This window comes from Brevundimonas sp. (assembly GCF_051860745.1).
In the GTDB taxonomy this organism is placed as follows: domain Bacteria; phylum Pseudomonadota; class Alphaproteobacteria; order Caulobacterales; family Caulobacteraceae; genus Brevundimonas.
The window spans coordinates 70,883-85,002 of sequence record NZ_JBHYDN010000009.1 but is presented as its reverse complement, the minus strand read 5'-3'; the positions used below and the strand labels follow the sequence as shown (position 1 = coordinate 85,002).

The 14,120-nt window shown below is 68.2% G+C and carries 16 protein-coding genes; 12 read left to right on the top strand and 4 right to left on the bottom strand.

Annotated features, from left to right (window positions below; all coding sequences use genetic code 11):
- Nucleotide 1 precedes the first annotated feature (1 nt).
- From ACTIEW_RS11155 to ACTIEW_RS11125, 7 genes are all read left to right on the top strand, one after another.
- Nucleotides 2-1,282, top strand: coding sequence for a bifunctional alpha/beta hydrolase/OsmC family protein (locus ACTIEW_RS11155; RefSeq protein ID WP_439477974.1), 1,281 nt, complete (start codon nt 2-4; stop codon nt 1,280-1,282).
- Nucleotides 1,282-1,830 (top strand): carboxymuconolactone decarboxylase family protein, encoded by a 549-nt coding sequence (locus ACTIEW_RS11150; RefSeq protein WP_439477973.1) that lies wholly within the window; start codon nt 1,282-1,284, stop codon nt 1,828-1,830. Before ACTIEW_RS11155 ends, ACTIEW_RS11150 begins: the two co-directional genes overlap by 1 nt.
- Nucleotides 1,831-2,028: 198 nt before the next feature.
- Complete coding sequence (locus ACTIEW_RS11145; protein ID WP_439477972.1) at nt 2,029-2,295, top strand: thioredoxin family protein; 267 nt, start codon at nt 2,029-2,031, stop codon at nt 2,293-2,295.
- 15 nt (nt 2,296-2,310) lie between these two features.
- Nucleotides 2,311-2,634 (top strand): four-helix bundle copper-binding protein, encoded by a 324-nt coding sequence (locus tag ACTIEW_RS11140; protein ID WP_439477971.1) that lies wholly within the window; start codon nt 2,311-2,313, stop codon nt 2,632-2,634.
- A gap of 66 nt (nt 2,635-2,700) precedes the next feature.
- The gene (locus ACTIEW_RS11135) at nt 2,701-3,129 is read left to right on the top strand and encodes a heavy metal-responsive transcriptional regulator (protein ID WP_439477970.1); all 429 of its coding nucleotides are present in this window, start codon (nt 2,701-2,703) and stop codon (nt 3,127-3,129) included.
- Entirely contained in the window at nt 3,126-3,386 is a 261-nt protein-coding gene (locus ACTIEW_RS11130) for a glutaredoxin family protein (protein ID WP_439477969.1), read from the top strand. Before ACTIEW_RS11135 ends, ACTIEW_RS11130 begins: the two co-directional genes overlap by 4 nt.
- Before the next feature lie 52 nt (nt 3,387-3,438).
- Nucleotides 3,439-4,116 (top strand): hypothetical protein, encoded by a 678-nt coding sequence (locus ACTIEW_RS11125; protein ID WP_439477968.1) that lies wholly within the window; start codon nt 3,439-3,441, stop codon nt 4,114-4,116.
- Between the two features lie 182 nt (nt 4,117-4,298).
- Here ACTIEW_RS11125 and ACTIEW_RS11120 read toward each other — a convergent pair whose 3' ends face one another.
- Nucleotides 4,299-4,685: a MerR family transcriptional regulator gene (locus ACTIEW_RS11120; RefSeq protein ID WP_439477967.1), complete on the bottom strand. Its 387-nt coding sequence runs from the start codon at nt 4,683-4,685 to the stop codon at nt 4,299-4,301.
- Nucleotides 4,686-4,785: 100 nt separating this feature from the next.
- On the opposite strand from ACTIEW_RS11120, the gene ACTIEW_RS11115 reads away from it, so the two are divergent.
- The 5 genes from ACTIEW_RS11115 to ACTIEW_RS11095 all read left to right on the top strand — a co-directional run bounded on the left by ACTIEW_RS11115 (nt 4,786) and on the right by ACTIEW_RS11095 (nt 8,711).
- Nucleotides 4,786-5,184, top strand: a complete 399-nt coding sequence (locus tag ACTIEW_RS11115) for a mercuric transporter MerT family protein (protein WP_439477966.1) — start codon at nt 4,786-4,788, stop codon at nt 5,182-5,184.
- 9 nt (nt 5,185-5,193) lie between these two features.
- On the top strand, nt 5,194-5,541 hold the full coding sequence (locus tag ACTIEW_RS11110; protein WP_439477965.1) for a heavy-metal-associated domain-containing protein: 348 nt from the start codon (nt 5,194-5,196) through the stop codon (nt 5,539-5,541).
- The gene (gene merF, locus ACTIEW_RS11105) at nt 5,538-5,774 is read left to right on the top strand and encodes a mercury resistance system transport protein MerF (protein WP_439477964.1); all 237 of its coding nucleotides are present in this window, start codon (nt 5,538-5,540) and stop codon (nt 5,772-5,774) included. Before ACTIEW_RS11110 ends, merF begins: the two co-directional genes overlap by 4 nt.
- 3 nt (nt 5,775-5,777) lie before the next feature.
- On the top strand, nt 5,778-7,202 hold the full coding sequence (merA, locus tag ACTIEW_RS11100; protein ID WP_439477963.1) for a mercury(II) reductase: 1,425 nt from the start codon (nt 5,778-5,780) through the stop codon (nt 7,200-7,202).
- A 156-nt stretch (nt 7,203-7,358) separates the two neighbouring features.
- Nucleotides 7,359-8,711, top strand: a complete 1,353-nt coding sequence (locus tag ACTIEW_RS11095) for a dihydrolipoyl dehydrogenase family protein (protein ID WP_439477962.1) — start codon at nt 7,359-7,361, stop codon at nt 8,709-8,711.
- A gap of 47 nt (nt 8,712-8,758) precedes the next feature.
- Here ACTIEW_RS11095 and ACTIEW_RS11090 read toward each other — a convergent pair whose 3' ends face one another.
- Genes ACTIEW_RS11090 through ACTIEW_RS11080 form a run of 3 tightly spaced genes read right to left on the bottom strand, consistent with a single transcriptional unit; the run spans nt 8,759 to nt 13,760 of the window.
- Nucleotides 8,759-10,642: a glycoside hydrolase family 15 protein gene (locus tag ACTIEW_RS11090; RefSeq protein WP_439477961.1), complete on the bottom strand. Its 1,884-nt coding sequence runs from the start codon at nt 10,640-10,642 to the stop codon at nt 8,759-8,761.
- Nucleotides 10,639-11,640, bottom strand: coding sequence for an SDR family oxidoreductase (locus tag ACTIEW_RS11085; RefSeq protein ID WP_439477960.1), 1,002 nt, complete (start codon nt 11,638-11,640; stop codon nt 10,639-10,641). Before ACTIEW_RS11085 ends, ACTIEW_RS11090 begins: the two co-directional genes overlap by 4 nt.
- Complete coding sequence (locus ACTIEW_RS11080) at nt 11,637-13,760, bottom strand: amylo-alpha-1,6-glucosidase (protein WP_439477959.1); 2,124 nt, start codon at nt 13,758-13,760, stop codon at nt 11,637-11,639. Before ACTIEW_RS11080 ends, ACTIEW_RS11085 begins: the two co-directional genes overlap by 4 nt.
- Nucleotides 13,761-14,120 lie beyond the last annotated feature (360 nt).

Here is a 14,120-nt window from a genome sequence, read left to right as displayed (position 1 = left end):
CATGACGGCCGTGGACTTCGACTTCACCAACGCCGCCGGGCGCAGGCTGACGGGCGTGCTGGAAACCGGCCCGGCGCCGGTGCGGGCCTGGGCCGTGTTCGCCCACTGCTTCACCTGCGACAAGACCTCGCTGGCGGCGACGCGGGTCAGCCGCGCCCTGGCGGACCACGGCATCGGCGTGTTGCGCTTCGACTTCACCGGGCTCGGCGAGAGCCAGGGCGAATTCGGGCGGGGGCTGTCGGGCGACGTGCAGGACGTGGTCTGCGCCGCCCGGGCCATGGAGGCGGCGGGCCGGACGCCGCGCCTGCTGATCGGGCACAGCTTCGGCGGGGCCGCGGTGCTGGCGGCGGCCGGGGCGCTGGAAGCGGTCGCGGCGGTGGCCGTGATCGGGACGCCGTTCGACGCCGAACATGTGCTGGCCCATGTCGGCCCGGCGCTTGAAGGCGTGGCGCCGGGCCGGCGGGTGCCGGTGTCGATCGCCGGTCGGGAATTCGAGCTCGGCGCGGACTTCGTCGCGGACATCCGCTCGCACAACCAGCGGGACCGGATCGCGGGCCTGAAGCGCGCCCTGCTGATCCTGCACTCGCCCGTCGATGAGATCGTCTCGATCGACAATGCGTCGGGCATTTTCCAGGCGGCGCGCCATCCCAAGAGCTTCGTCTCGCTCGACGACGCCAACCACCTGCTGACCCGGAAGGCCGATGCGGACTATGCGGCGGGTGTGATCGCCGCCTGGGCCGCCCGATATGTCGGCGACCTCGCCGACCAGGGTGAGGTCTCGCCTCCGCTTCAGGGCCTCCGTGTCGAGGAGACCGGCGGCGGCAAGTTCCAGGTCCGGGTCACGACCGCGTCGGGCGGGTTCCTCGCCGACGAGCCGGCCAGCGTCGGCGGCCTGGGTTCGGGGCCGACGCCCTACGACCTGCTCGGCGCCGGCCTCGGAGCCTGTACGGCGATGACCTGTCGCCTCTATGCCGACCGCAAGGGATGGCCGCTGGAACGGGTCGTCGTCGAGGTCGGCCATGTCGCCAAGACCGCGTCGGCACCCGATCATTTCACGCGCTATATCGGGTTCGGGCGAGGGCTAGACGACGAGCAACAGGCCCGCCTTCTGGAGATCGCCGACCGTTGTCCGGTGCATCGCACCTTGACCGAGAGCGCCACGGTCTCGACAGAAACCCTGCCGGAGAGGCGTCCAGACGACGGCCCGCCCGACAGCCCGGCAGATCACCTGCAACGCATGCAGGACACATGCAACGAACTCGACCGCACCGGAGCCGACTGATGAGCTTTTTTCACTCCCTCGGGCCCGATGCGGCCGTCCGCAACGCCATGACCCTGAACCCGGAGGCGTCGCGCTTGTTGATCGCCTTCCATACGGCGGTTCTACGGGGACCGTCACCGCTGTCGCCGGGCGAGCGGGAGTTGATCGCGGCGTTCGTGTCCGGCCTCAACGCCTGTAACTATTGCCACGGCGTCCATGCCGCGACGGCCAAGGCCTTCGGCATCGACGAGGCGCTGCTGACCCGCCTCGTGGAAGACGAATCCTGCGCCGCGGCCGAGCCCCGCTTTCAGCCGCTGCTCCGCTTTTTGCGCAAACTCACCCTGACGCCGTCGCGCATGGTCCGGGCCGACGCCGAGGCGGTTTTCGCCGCCGGATGGGATGAGCGCGGCTTCCACGACGCCATCACCACCGCGGCCCTGTTCAACTTCATGAACCGCTATGTCGAGGGCCATGGCCTGGTGCTGGATGACAGCGATCTCGCCGCGCGCGGCGAGGGCCTGGCGCGGGACGGCTATGCCCCGCTGGAGGCCTGGCTGCCGAAGGGCTGATCGGCAGCGCAATGGCAAGAGGTTGGGCTGGTTACGGCCTGATCCTCGTCCGATCCTGACGGCAGGAGGTTCGCTGGGGCGCTGGTCCGGCTCGGGTAACGTCAATGTGAGCTTGACCCTGGAGCGCCCTTCAAGGGTTAGCGTCGGTCTTGCACACCGGTTTTGCCTCATGTTGGGCGCCGGTTGAGGAGAACGGTCATGCCGAAGAAGCGTAGTGTCGAGGTTTTCAGCGCAGGCTGCGAGATCTGCGAGGAGGCCCTGAAACTGGTCCGGGAGATCGCCTGCGATTCCTGCGAGGTCGTCGTGCGCGATGTCAGGGATCTACAAATCGCCGCCCAGGCGAAGGCCCTCGGCGTCAGGTCGGTTCCGGCGGTGGTCGTTGACGGGCGGCTTGCCGATTGCTGCGCCGGTCGCGGCCTCGAGGAGGGCGCGCTGCGCGGCGCTGGCGTCGGGCGGGCCCTGTGATCGGAGGATCGAGCGATGAATGAACGCGACTCGAGATGCATCCAAGCGTGCCTTGATTGTTTGGCCGCCTGTGAAGCCTGCATCAACGCCTGCATCGGTCGACCCGAGATGGCGGCGTGCCTGCGGCTGTGTCTGGATTGCGCGGACGCGTGCCAGGCCTGCGCCCGCGCCATGGCGCGCGGCTCGGCGTTCTCCGCCCGCCTGTGCGACCTTTGCGCCGAAATCTGCGAAACGTGCCGGGCGGAATGCGCGAAGTTCGACGACGCTGCGTGCCGGGCCTGCGCCGCGGCCTGCGACCGATGCGTCCGCGAGTGCCGCGGCGTCGCCGACGCGGCCTGAAGGGGCGCAGTCGTCGGCGCGCCGGCCGGGCCGTCGTTTTTAGTTGAGGGGCGTTGGAGGCCAGCCATGTTCACGATCGGAAAGCTTGCAAAAGCAGGGCGGGTCAGCGCCGACACGTTGCGGTACTATGAGCGTGAAGGCCTGATCGGGCCGACGGAGCGGACGGCGAGCGGTTATCGCGTTTACGAACCGGTTGCGATCACCCGGGTTCGCTTCATCCGGCACGCACAGGCCTGCGGCTTCACGCTGCTGGAAATCCGCGAGCTGCTGGCCTTGCGTGTGCGCACGTCCGCCTGCTGCGCGGACGTGCGGAGCCAGGCGATCGAAAAGAAGCTGCAGCTGGAGCAGAAGATCCGCACGCTGGAGGCGATGTCCAGGGCGCTGGACGGGCTCGTCGCGGATTGTTCGAGAGAGGCGGCGCCCATCGCCGCCTGTCCGATCCTCGCGGCTTTTGAAGCGGCGGTCGGGCCGGCGCGGCCGGGGGGTCGCCCATGAGGATCGAAGTCTTCCATGTGCCGGGCTGCGTCCAATGCGGCCGCGCTATGGAACCGCTGAAGGCGGCGGCCCGCGCTTCGGTCGCGGGCGTCTCGTGGCGTGAGATCAGCATTCTGGACGAACTGGACCGAGCCGTCGATCTCGGCGTCCTGACGTTGCCGGCGATCGCCATAGACGGCGAACTGGCGTTTGCGGCCCTGCCGACGCCGGAGGAGCTCGCGCGAGAGCTCGCGCGGCGCATGGCGGACCCGGCATGAGGCGCATGGGCGATGGCGTTTCGAAACCGGGCTACGGTGTGGAAACTTCCCTATGACGCCGGAATTTTCGTTCTCGGCGCTTGTCGTGCTTCCAATCGCCCTCGGACTGTTCGGCTTCGTCGAACCATGCTCGTTGGGTTCGACGCTGATCTTCGTCAAGCATATGGAAGGCAAGGGCAGCTCGACAAAGCTGTTCCACACGCTGACCTTCGCCCTCATCCGTGCGGTGTTCATCGGGCTGCTGGGTCTGGGCGCCGTGCTGGCAGGCGCAGCTTTCTTCGGATTCCAACGCGCGGCGTGGCTCCTGCTCGGTGTCGCTTACCTGGTGCTCGGGTTCCTGTATATCTCAGGGAAGGCGGGCGCGGTCATGATCTCAATCGGCCCGCGCTTGACACGCCTTTCAGGCGCCCGGGGGGCAGCGGGCCTTGGCTTGCTGTTCGGTCTCAACATCCCGGCCTGCGCGGCGCCGCTCGTCTTCGTCCTGCTGGGCATGGCGGCGGCTGGAGGCGCTTCAGGGGCGACTCTCGCGCACGGTTTTATATCCCTGGCGTTGTTCGGGCTGGCGCTATCACTACCCCTGATTGTGGCGGTGTTCTTCGCCCCGGCCCGACGGGCGCTCGACTGGCTCGCCGGGATTTCGCGGCGGCTTCCATTCTGGACCGGCGTTCTCATGGTCACGCTCGGGGGGTGGTCGATCTGGATGGCCTTCACATCGAGACTGACCGCATAAGCGCGACCAGCCCGCTTCGGTCTTCGTCGGGCGTCTGTCTTGCCATCCGCCTTCCCCTTGATCCGCTCAAGCGGGTCGGGTGCAAGGATTGCGCGTCCTCGGGATTGGTTCCATTGCGCAGCGGCCGGGAGCCGCCGTCCGTCGCGATCGGTCTGGCCGGTATTCTCCGCGCGACGTCCAGCTCAACGCGCTAAGGCTTCGAGAACAGGACAGATCGGCGCCTGGTCGCCCGAGCACTGCGCCGCTGTCGCGGACAGGACCCGCTCGATCCGGCGCAGGTCGGAGATCTTGGCCCGCACATCCGCCAGGTGACGTTCCGTTCTGGCCTTGACCTCGGCGCAGGTCTGGTCGCCACCATCGGTCAAGGTCAGGAGGCCGCGGACTTCCTCGATGCTGAACCCCAGGGCGCGGCCGCGAAGAATGAAACGCAGCCGGCCGAGATGGGCGTCGTCGTAGACCCGATAGTTGTTGGCGCTGCGCGGGGGCTCCCGCAGAAGACCGATCTTCTCATAGTACCGAACCGTCTCCAGATTGCAGCCCGTCCGGGCCGCCAATTGTCCGCGGTTCATGCACTCGGCCCCTGTCCGGATTCTCGCAAAAATAACTCTTGAGCCTGTAGTGGCTACAGGGGCTACCGTTCTGCCATGGTGCTTGCCAGGACACAATCACATGGCTGAAATCGATGCAGGGCCGGGCGACGACGGCGTTGCTAATGAGGCGACAGCGCGCGATCAGGGCTGGTTCGCCGCGGGCGGTATCGTCGGCGCCATTCTGGCCTCGGCCTGCTGCATCGTGCCCCTGCTGCTGGTGACGCTCGGCGTCTCCGGCGCCTGGATAGGCAATCTGACGGCGCTGGAGCCCTTCAAACCCTATGTCGCGGTCGTGACCCTGGCCTTGATCGGACTGGGTTTCTGGAGGGTCTATTTCCAGCGCCGGCCCGCCTGCGAGGACGGATCCTATTGCGCTCGACCTCAGTCCTCGCGGATCACCAGGGCGGCCCTGTGGATCGGCGCCGCCGTCGTTCTTCTGGCCCTGTCCATCGACTGGTGGGCCCCTCTTTTTTACTAGGAGACCAAAATGAAACGCACGATCATGATCAGCGCCGCCGTGCTCGGGCTGGGCGTGACCGGCCTCGCCGCGGCGGGGCTCCTCTTTCCATCGCCGGCGCCGGCCGCGACGGGACAGGCCGCCGTGGTCGCGGAACGCCGGGCGACCTTCGCCATCCAGAACATGACCTGCGCCCTGTGTCCCGTCACGGTGCGGCGCGCGATGGAAGGCGTCGAAGGGGTCAAATCCGTTTCCGTGGACTTCGACGCCAAGACGGCCGCCGTCGTCTTTGATCCGTCGAAGACCAACGTGACGGCGATCGCCGCCGCCTCGACCAACGCCGGCTACCCCGCACGCGCGATCCCTGGCGGGTCATGACGGATCGAAAGCTGCTCGGCGTCGGACTGGCGGGCGCGGCCATCGCCGCCCTCTGTTGCTTCACGCCGGTTCTTCTGGTGCTGGCCGGACTGGTCGGCCTGTCGGCCCTGGTCGGCTATCTGGACTACGCCCTGATCGCGGCTCTCGCCTTTTTCATTGGCCTCGCCGTCTACGCCCTTATGCGACGTCGCCCCCCCGCCCGGCGCGGGCGCCGAAACACCGAACCGGACTGACCCATGTCGAACCATCGAACCGCGCCGGACAAAGGGGCCTACGACATCGCTGTCATCGGCGCCGGATCCGCCGGATTTTCCGCGGCGATCACGGCGGCTGAACAGGGCGCTCGCGTCGCTCTGATCGGACAGGGCCTGATCGGCGGCACCTGCGTCAACGTCGGGTGCGTGCCTTCCAAGACCATGATCCGCGCCGCCGAAGCCATGCATGGGGCGCAGGCGGCGGACCGCTTTCCCGGCCTGGCCGGTCAGGCCCGCATCACAGATTGGCGTCAGCTGGTCGCGGCCAAGGATGATCTGGTCGCTACCCTGCGACAGAAGAAATACATCGACCTGCTGCCCGAATACGATCGCCTGACCTATATCGAAGGCGTGGCCCGCCTCGCCGCGACCGGCGTATCCGTGAACGGCGAGGCCCTGGCAACCAGCAAGGTCATCATCGCGACCGGCGCGTCGCCGGCGGCGCCCGATATCGTCGGCCTGGCGGATGTGCCCTGGCTGACGAGCACCACCGCGCTCGAACTGGCTGAGCAGCCGCGTTCTCTGCTGGTGGTCGGCGGCGGCTATATCGGCTGCGAGCTGGCCCAGATGTTCGCCCGCACCGGAACGGCGGTCACCCTCGTCACGCGCTCGCGACTGATCCCCGAGGCCGAGCCCGAAATTGCTGAAGCACTCACCCGCTACCTGTCGGACGAAGGCGTCATCGTTCGAACCGGCCTGGCCTACGGCGGCATCGCGCGGCGCGACGACGGGATCGCCCAGACCATCCGCACCGACGCGGGGACGGAAACCCTGGTCGCCGACCAGGTTCTGATCACGACGGGCCGCACCCCCAATACCTCGGGGCTCGGCCTGGAGGCGGCCGGGATCGGCCGGACAGTCAACGGCGGCGTCGTGGTCGACGACCGGATGCGCACGGCCAGGCCCGGCGTCTATGCGGCCGGAGACGTCACCGGACGGGATCAGTTCGTCTATATGGCGGCCTATGGGGCCAGGCTCGCCGCGCTGAACGCCCTGAACGGCGACGAGCTGGTTTACGACAATTCGACCATGCCGTGGGTGGTGTTCACCGACCCCCAGGTGGCGGGCGTGGGATTGAGCGAGGCCGCCGCGAAAGCCAGGGGCTTCGACGTCCGGACGTCGATCGCACCGCTCGACCAGGTTCCGCGCGCGTTGGCCGCGAGGGACACCCGAGGCCTGATCAAATTGGTCGCGGACAGGAAGACGGACCGACTCCTCGGGGCGCAGATCCTCGCGCCCGAGGGCGGCGACAGTATCCAGACCATGGCGCTGGCGCTCAGGTTCCGCATGACCGTCCGGGATCTCGCCGCCACGATCTTCCCCTATCTGACCACGGTCGAAGGTCTCAAACTGGCGGCCCAGGGCTTCGACAAGGACGTGACCAAGCTTTCGTGCTGCGCCGGTTGAACGCCCGACTGACAAACCATTGCGGCGTCGGTGCGTTTGAGCTCCAGCGGATCAAGGGCGACGCATCATTTTCCCCGCGCCCTTCCGGGCGCCGGAGACGCGGCGGCGTGCGACCGGTTCGTGGCCGGCGTGCGGCTGACCGAAGGAGAGGCTCGTATGTCCCGTTCGTTTGATCTCGTCGTCCTGGGGGCGGGCATGGCGGCGGTCGCCGCCGCCGGTAAATGCGCTTCGGCCGGCTGGTCCGTCGCCATCGTGGACGAACTGCCCTACGGCGGGACCTGCGCCCTGAGGGGGTGTGATCCCAAGAAGATCCTGCGCCGCGGCGCCGAGATTGTCGACGCCGCCCGCCTGCTGCAGGGGCGGGGGATCGAGGAGGGGGGGCTGAGCATCAACTGGGCGGACCTGGTCGCCTTCAAACACGAGTTCACGGACAGGATTCCGGGGCGGATCGAGAAAGGTCTGACCGACAAGGGCGTCACGACCCTTCATGGATCGGCGCGGTTCGTCGCTCCCAACGCGGTCGAGGTAGGCGGGGAGCGGATTGAGGGGCGCTATATCCTGATCGCGACCGGCGCCAGGCCGCGTCCGATCGATGTCCCCGGCGGCGCCTGCCTCGTCGACAGCACGGAGTTCATGGAGCTCGATGCGTTGCCCCCGCGCATCCTGTTCGTGGGCGCCGGCTTCATCTCATTCGAATTCGCCCACCTCGCCGCCCGCGCGGGCAGCCAGGTCACCATCATCGACCGGGGGAGCAGACCCCTGGACCCGTTCGATCCGGACCTCGTGGACAGGCTGGTCGACCACAGCGCCGCCCTGGGGATCGGCATCCATCTCCACACGGAGCTCAAATCGATCGACAAGACGCCGGAAGGCTATGTCGTGGCGGGCGTGACCGAGGGCAAGGAGCGCCGGTGGAGCGCCGACCTGGTCGTTCACGGCGCGGGACGCGTGGCGGCGATCGATGACCTGGACCTTCAGGCGGCCGGCGTGGAACGCGGGGGAAGGGGCGTCTGCGTCAACGAGCATCTGCAGAGCGTTTCAAACCCCGCAGTCTACGCCGCCGGGGACGCGGCCGAAACGGCAGGTCCGCCGCTCACGCCGGTGGCGGTGTTCGAAGGCAAGGTCGCGGCCTCCAACATGCTCAAGGGCAACCACGCCGTTCCAGACTACCGAAGCGTGCCCAGCGTCGTCTTCACGATCCCGGAGCTGGCCCGGGTCGGCATGTTGGAAACCGAAGCCCGGGCGACCGGCCGTGACGTGCGCGTGACCTTCACCGATACCAGCGGCTGGTATTCCAACCTGCGGGTCGGGGCGACCTGCGCCGCGGCCAAGGTTCTCGTCGACGGCCAAACCGATGAAATCCTCGGCGCTCACCTGCTGGGGCCAGAGTACGCCGAACTGATCAACTTTTTCGGACTGGCGATCAAGCTGAGGCTGACGGCCGCCGATTTGAGATCCATGACCGCGGCCTATCCGACCGTCGGCTCCGATCTCGGGTCATTGTTCTGACAGAGGGCTGCGGAGCCCGCTCCCCGACGAGTCCAGCAGGGTGACGGTCAGAGTCTGCCCCCGTGTCCGGGGCGCATGCGGCCTTCATCCCGGACCGCCGCGCCCGCCATCAATGTGAGCGGGCCCCCGGGCCGGACTTTGGAAATTTCGAGCGCCGCGCGGACCAGCTCCGCATGGGAAAACAGCAGGGGCGTGTTGCCGAGGAACCGGTCGGTCCGGCCATCCATCTCTTCGGCGAGCAGGGCGGTGGGCGTCCGCCGCAGGATCCGGTCGACCAGGGCTTCGGCCTTGCCGCCTTCGCCGGCCGCGGCCCAGGCCGACGCCAGCCAGAAGCAGCAGGGAAGAAAGGCGCCCTCGAAATCGCCGAGCTTCTCCTCCGACGGCTTCGGCAACTCGGAGGGATCGAACCGATGGAGCAGCCCGCCGACCATCAGATGGCGGGTGAGGGCCTCGATGTTGGCCAGCACGCGAGGATGCCGGGCCGGCAGGAAGCCCATGAGGGAGATCAGAAGGCTCGATGAGTCCAGGGCTTCGGAGTCGTAGCGCTGGCGGAAGGCCTGCCGGGCCTCGGACCATCCAAGCGTCATCACCTCCCGGTGGATATCGGCCATCGCGGCGCGCCAGGCATCGAGATCGCGGGCCTCGCCGCGGCGCTCCGCGATCTTGATCGCCCTGTCGAGGACAACCCAGCTCATCACCTTGCCGACGACATAGTGGCGCGCCTCCGAGAGCTCCCAGATGCCGTTGGACGGCTCACGCCAGTGCGCCGCCGTATGATCGGCGAGGCGGGCCAGCAGGTCTGTATAGCCCGCCTTCCAGCGCCCGCCCTCGCGCAGATAGATGTCCGCGCAGTCGGCGAGATAGCCGAGGCTGTCGATCTGGCTCTGTCTGGCGGCGTGGTTGCCGATCCGGACGGGCAGTGATCCGCAATAGCCTTCCAGACTCCGCCGCTCGGACTGATCGGCGTTCAGGCCGCCGTCGATCCGGTAGAGCACCTGCAACGGCGCCTCGTCGCCGCCGTCGAGGCCGCAAAGCCAGTCCATATAGCGTTCCGCGGTGTCCAGGTCCCCGAGCAGGGCCAGCACGGCCAGGCTCAGCGACACGTCCCGGACCCAGGCGTATCGGTAGTCGTAGTTGCGCTCGCCGCCCAGTCGCTCCGGCAGCGAGGTCGTGGGCGCCGCCACCAGGGCGCCGGTCGGCGCATAGCTGAGCAGATGCATGGTCAGGGCCGCGCGCTTCACCGCCGACGCATAGGCGCCGGAATAGATCAGCCGGCGGCCATGCTCGCGCCAGTAGGCCGCCGTTCCGTCGTGGGCGGCGTGCGCCCGCTGAGGGCTCCATTCAGCAGGATTGACGCCGAGACCTGCCACCATCCAGGCCTCGTCGCCCGCCTGCATCTCCAGAGCGGCGGCGAGATCGGGGGCGCCGCCCTGCATCCCGAAGCTCGCCCAGACGCCCGCCTGGCCCGCTGAGGTTTCCCAATTCCAGCCACCGGGGACGCTCCGCGTCGGCGTCGCGGGACCGAAATCGTCGCGAGGGCCGAACCGGGCCGCGACCGCGAACCGCCCCTTTCGGCAGCGCATCCTTCGAAGGAGGGTCCGCCAGTGGCTGTCGCCGCTCGACCGAACAGTCTGCGGGTCGCCCATGAAGTCCGTGAGCTCCAGGTCTCCGCCGCCCGTCCGCCACCGGGTCGTGAGCAGCGCCGTCTCCGGGACGTAGGCCTGCTCTCCGGCGAGCGTGGCGTCGGCCGGACCGAAGCGCCAGGAGCCGCCCCTGTCCCGATCCAGCAAGGCCCCGAACGCCGGCGGCGAGTCGAAGTTCGGCAGGCACATCCACTGGATCGACCCATGGCGATCGACCAGTGCGGCCGTGCGGCGATCTCCCACCACGCCGAGATCCTCGACAGGCGGATACGGCGAGCGAGTTGTCACGCGCGTCCCGGTCGACCCAGACCCGCCAGACCCGCCAGACCGACCAGCACCAGGGCGGCGGCCACGCCCAACCGCGCCGTCTCCGGATCGAGCATCATCGCGCGGGGTCTGGCCTCCTCGCCAAATCTCCCGCGCGCGCCGACGTCACCTGCCACCGGCGCGCCGAGATTGTCCGAGCGGCCCGTGTCTTCGTCCACCGTGTCGATCTGCCCCTCCCAAGCGGTTCGCGCGAGAATGCGGTCGAGCAAAGCCGGCGCAAGCATCTGCCCGACTATGGCCAGGATGGCGCTGCCGCCGACCCAGAGCTCGCGCGGGCGCGACCGGACGGCTCGCTGAACGGCGTCCGCGGCGACATCCGGGTCGAAGACGGCGCCGACAGGCCTGTATTTGTGCTGGAAGGTGTTTCGCGCCCAGTCGAATTGGGGCGTGTTCATGCCGGGCAACTGGACCATCGACATGTGGATGCCGGACCCCTCGTGCCGAAGCTCGGTGCGAAGCGAGTCCGTGAACCCCCGGACCGCGAACTTGGCGGCGCAATAGGCCGCCTGCAACGGAATGGCTCGGTAGGCCAGGGCCGAACCGACCTGGACGATCATGCCGCGATCGGCCGGCCGCATCGCCTCCAGCGCCGCCAGGGAGCCGTGCACATAGCCCAGATAGGTGACCTCGGTGACCCGCCGAAACTCTTCCGGCGTCACCCGGCTGATCGGCCCGACGACCGTGACCATGGCTGCGTTGACCCAGACGTCGATCTGTCCCCATTCGGCGAGGATGGCGTCACGCGCCCGGAACACCGCGGCGGCGTCGGCCATGTCCGCCGCCTGGACCATAGCCGGGCCCCCGAAAGCCTCGATCTCGCGCCGCGTGGCCTCGAGGCGGCCCTCATCGCGGGCGATCAGCCCAACGCGCCATCCTTCCGCGCCGAAGCGTCGGGCTATGGCGCGTCCCGCGCCGGCGGATCCGCCGGTGACGACAATGACGGGGGACGGTTTGGTCATGGTCCGGGGCTCCGGATACGAGCGTTACGAACAACTCCGGGCGGAGAGGCCCCGTCTTCGGTCGCTTGGGAGGGCGCCGACCCGAAGGTGAGGTCTCGGGCTTGCGCATCGGACCCGTACTGGGTCAGGGCGACGCGGCTCACGCCAGGCGGAAGGATCGGTGGCGCCTCGGCCAGATCGGATCGGGACCGCTGACCGGCGAGGCCGAGAAATGCCGCCACCATACCGGGCAGGGCGCCCGCCGACCACGCCTGCAGCGGCTCGGCGAACGGACAGCGGGCCGGGAAGAGATCGGCTTCGCGGCGGAAGCCGACATAGAACTCCGGCAGGCGCCACAGACTGAAATGGCCCGCCGCGTCCAGGATGTCCGAGAACAGCGCGGAGGCTTCCGTCCGCAGGCCGTAGGCGAGCAGGCCCTCGACCAGAAGCGCGTTGTCGAACGGCCAGACGGACCCGAGGTGATAGTGAAGCGGATTATAGCTGATGGCGGCGTCGGAAAGGGTCCGTACGCCCCATCCGCTGGACATGTCCGCCCGCAGCAGCCGATCGGCCGTCCGGCGCGCCCTGGTCGGGTCGGCGATGCCGGCCCACAGCGCGTGTCCGGCGTTCGAGGCGATGCTGCGCACCTGAACGCCGTCCTTCTCCAGCGCCAGGCAGAAGCAGCCCTCGTCCTCCATCCAGAAATCGTCATTGAACCGCTCGCGGAGGGCTTGCGCCTCGGTCCGGAGCCGGGACGCCGTTGCGGCGTCGCCGCCGTTCTCAAGGACCGCGGCGAGTTCGGTCTTGGCCAAGTAGACGTAGGCCTGCACCTCGCACAGGGAGACCGGACCCGTCGCCAGCCTGCCGTCCGGGTGAACGATGGCGGTTCCGGAATCCTTCCAGCCCTGGTTGACGAGACCATCGTCATTGACGTCGTCGTAGCTGAGATAGCCCCGGGGATCGGCGGCCATTCGGCCATCGATCCAGCCGAGCGCCGCCTCGATTTCATCGCTGAGCCCCGTTACCAGATCCAGGCTTGCGGTTACGGCCGCATGGCGGGCCGCCAGAACAATGAACAGCGGCGTGGCGTCGATCGAGAAATAGCTCGGCCGATGCGGAATCTCATGCAGCCGGGCCATTTCGCCGACGCGCAGCTCGTGCGGTATCTTGCCGGGCTCCTCGAAGGTTTTGGCGTCGTACGCTCGCCCCTGACCGCCCGCCAGTTGTCGCGCGACGCCTTCCGCCGGCGCGGGGTCGTAGGCGATGAGCTGCAGGGCGGCGATGATGCTGTCCCGCGCGAAGGGAGCCGCGAACCAGGGCAGGCCTCCGGCGATGAAATCGTGGTCGAGCCGGGTGTTCAGTAATCGCAGATCCCGAAACGACGCCGCCATCGCCGCGTCCAGCCGACCGTCGTCGCTCGCGAACGCGATGGGCCGGGAGGCATGAGCGGCGGAAGACTCCGACCTGGAGGGCGGCCCGTCCTCCGCGACGCGGAAATCGACGCGGATGTTCGCGATGGCCTGTTGCGACAGGCAGAGATCGTAGATGGCGACGGCGGGATCGGATCCCTCCACCCCAAGCCGCGTCGGCGGAGGTGAGAATGAGACCTCGAGACGCCGCTCCACGCCGTCGGCGCCGTGATAGGCGAAGTCGAGCCGGCCGGCGCCGACCGTTCGATCGACCCGCCCGCGTGCGCCGGGCGCCGCGCCGCGTTGCTGGAACAGATCTTCGAACGCGGCGTCGAATGTCAGGGCCAGCCTTACATTGACCTCGCCGGCGGCGAAGCTTCGCACCTGCAGGCTGTCCGTCAGGGCGCGCGAGGCGTTGTCGAGTTTGCGGCGCAGGTCGATATGGAGGGCCTGCAGCGGGAGGGGCGGCGCGTCGCCCCCGACGATCTCATAGTTTGACAGTTGTATGGCAGCCTCGTCGCCCGCGGCGGAACTCGCCATCAGGGTCATGGGGGCGTGGCCGCCGATCGTCAGCTGATAGCGGCTGAGATATCGGGTGTCGTGAAAATACAGGCCGGACCCATCCTCGCCGTCGCCGGACACCGTCCCATCAGGCGCGGCGGCGAGGAAGATCTCGCCGGCCTTGATCAGGACCGGCTGAACGACCTCGGTCATGAACAGATGGTTGGACACCAGGGCTCCTCCGGCTCTCCACTCTTCGTCAGGCGCGGCTCACCCCTGCGATACGGTCATCTCGATCTGTACGCGAGCTTCATTCGATCGGGGGCGGGTTTGGTTACGGCCCGGCTGCAGCGCTCGCCTTGCGGCAACGAAGACGATACCGGATGGGATCGGCCCCTCGGGACCTGCGAAACGCGGACCCCTGGCTCTCGCCAGGGTCGGCTGAGAGTCATTCTTCAGCCGCGCTCATCACGAATTGCGCCGGTCGCAGATGGATCGGGCTTCCGTCGACAGCCTCCACTGCTTGAGTTCCCACGCAACTGCTCCGGGTGAGTGGCCTCGACATGGCGGAAGTTCAGATCGGGATCAAAA

Excerpts from the sequence above, each read along its gene's own strand:
- ACTIEW_RS11155 (WP_439477974.1), top strand. The coding sequence starts at position 2 with ATGACGGCCGTGGACTTCGACTTCACCAACGCCGCCGGGCGCAGGCTG.
- ACTIEW_RS11115 (WP_439477966.1), top strand. The coding sequence starts at position 4,786 with ATGGCTGAAATCGATGCAGGGCCGGGCGACGACGGCGTTGCTAATGAG.
- merA (WP_439477963.1), top strand. The coding sequence starts at position 5,778 with ATGTCGAACCATCGAACCGCGCCGGACAAAGGGGCCTACGACATCGCT.
- ACTIEW_RS11125 (WP_439477968.1), top strand. The coding sequence starts at position 3,439 with ATGACGCCGGAATTTTCGTTCTCGGCGCTTGTCGTGCTTCCAATCGCC.
- ACTIEW_RS11095 (WP_439477962.1), top strand. The coding sequence starts at position 7,359 with ATGTCCCGTTCGTTTGATCTCGTCGTCCTGGGGGCGGGCATGGCGGCG.
- ACTIEW_RS11085 (WP_439477960.1), bottom strand. The coding sequence starts at position 11,640 with ATGACCAAACCGTCCCCCGTCATTGTCGTCACCGGCGGATCCGCCGGC.
- ACTIEW_RS11135 (WP_439477970.1), top strand. The coding sequence starts at position 2,701 with ATGTTCACGATCGGAAAGCTTGCAAAAGCAGGGCGGGTCAGCGCCGAC.
- ACTIEW_RS11120 (WP_439477967.1), bottom strand. The coding sequence starts at position 4,685 with ATGAACCGCGGACAATTGGCGGCCCGGACGGGCTGCAATCTGGAGACG.
- ACTIEW_RS11145 (WP_439477972.1), top strand. The coding sequence starts at position 2,029 with ATGCCGAAGAAGCGTAGTGTCGAGGTTTTCAGCGCAGGCTGCGAGATC.
- ACTIEW_RS11150 (WP_439477973.1), top strand. The coding sequence starts at position 1,282 with ATGAGCTTTTTTCACTCCCTCGGGCCCGATGCGGCCGTCCGCAACGCC.
- ACTIEW_RS11110 (WP_439477965.1), top strand. The coding sequence starts at position 5,194 with ATGAAACGCACGATCATGATCAGCGCCGCCGTGCTCGGGCTGGGCGTG.
- ACTIEW_RS11130 (WP_439477969.1), top strand. The coding sequence starts at position 3,126 with ATGAGGATCGAAGTCTTCCATGTGCCGGGCTGCGTCCAATGCGGCCGC.
- merF (WP_439477964.1), top strand. The coding sequence starts at position 5,538 with ATGACGGATCGAAAGCTGCTCGGCGTCGGACTGGCGGGCGCGGCCATC.
- ACTIEW_RS11140 (WP_439477971.1), top strand. The coding sequence starts at position 2,311 with ATGAATGAACGCGACTCGAGATGCATCCAAGCGTGCCTTGATTGTTTG.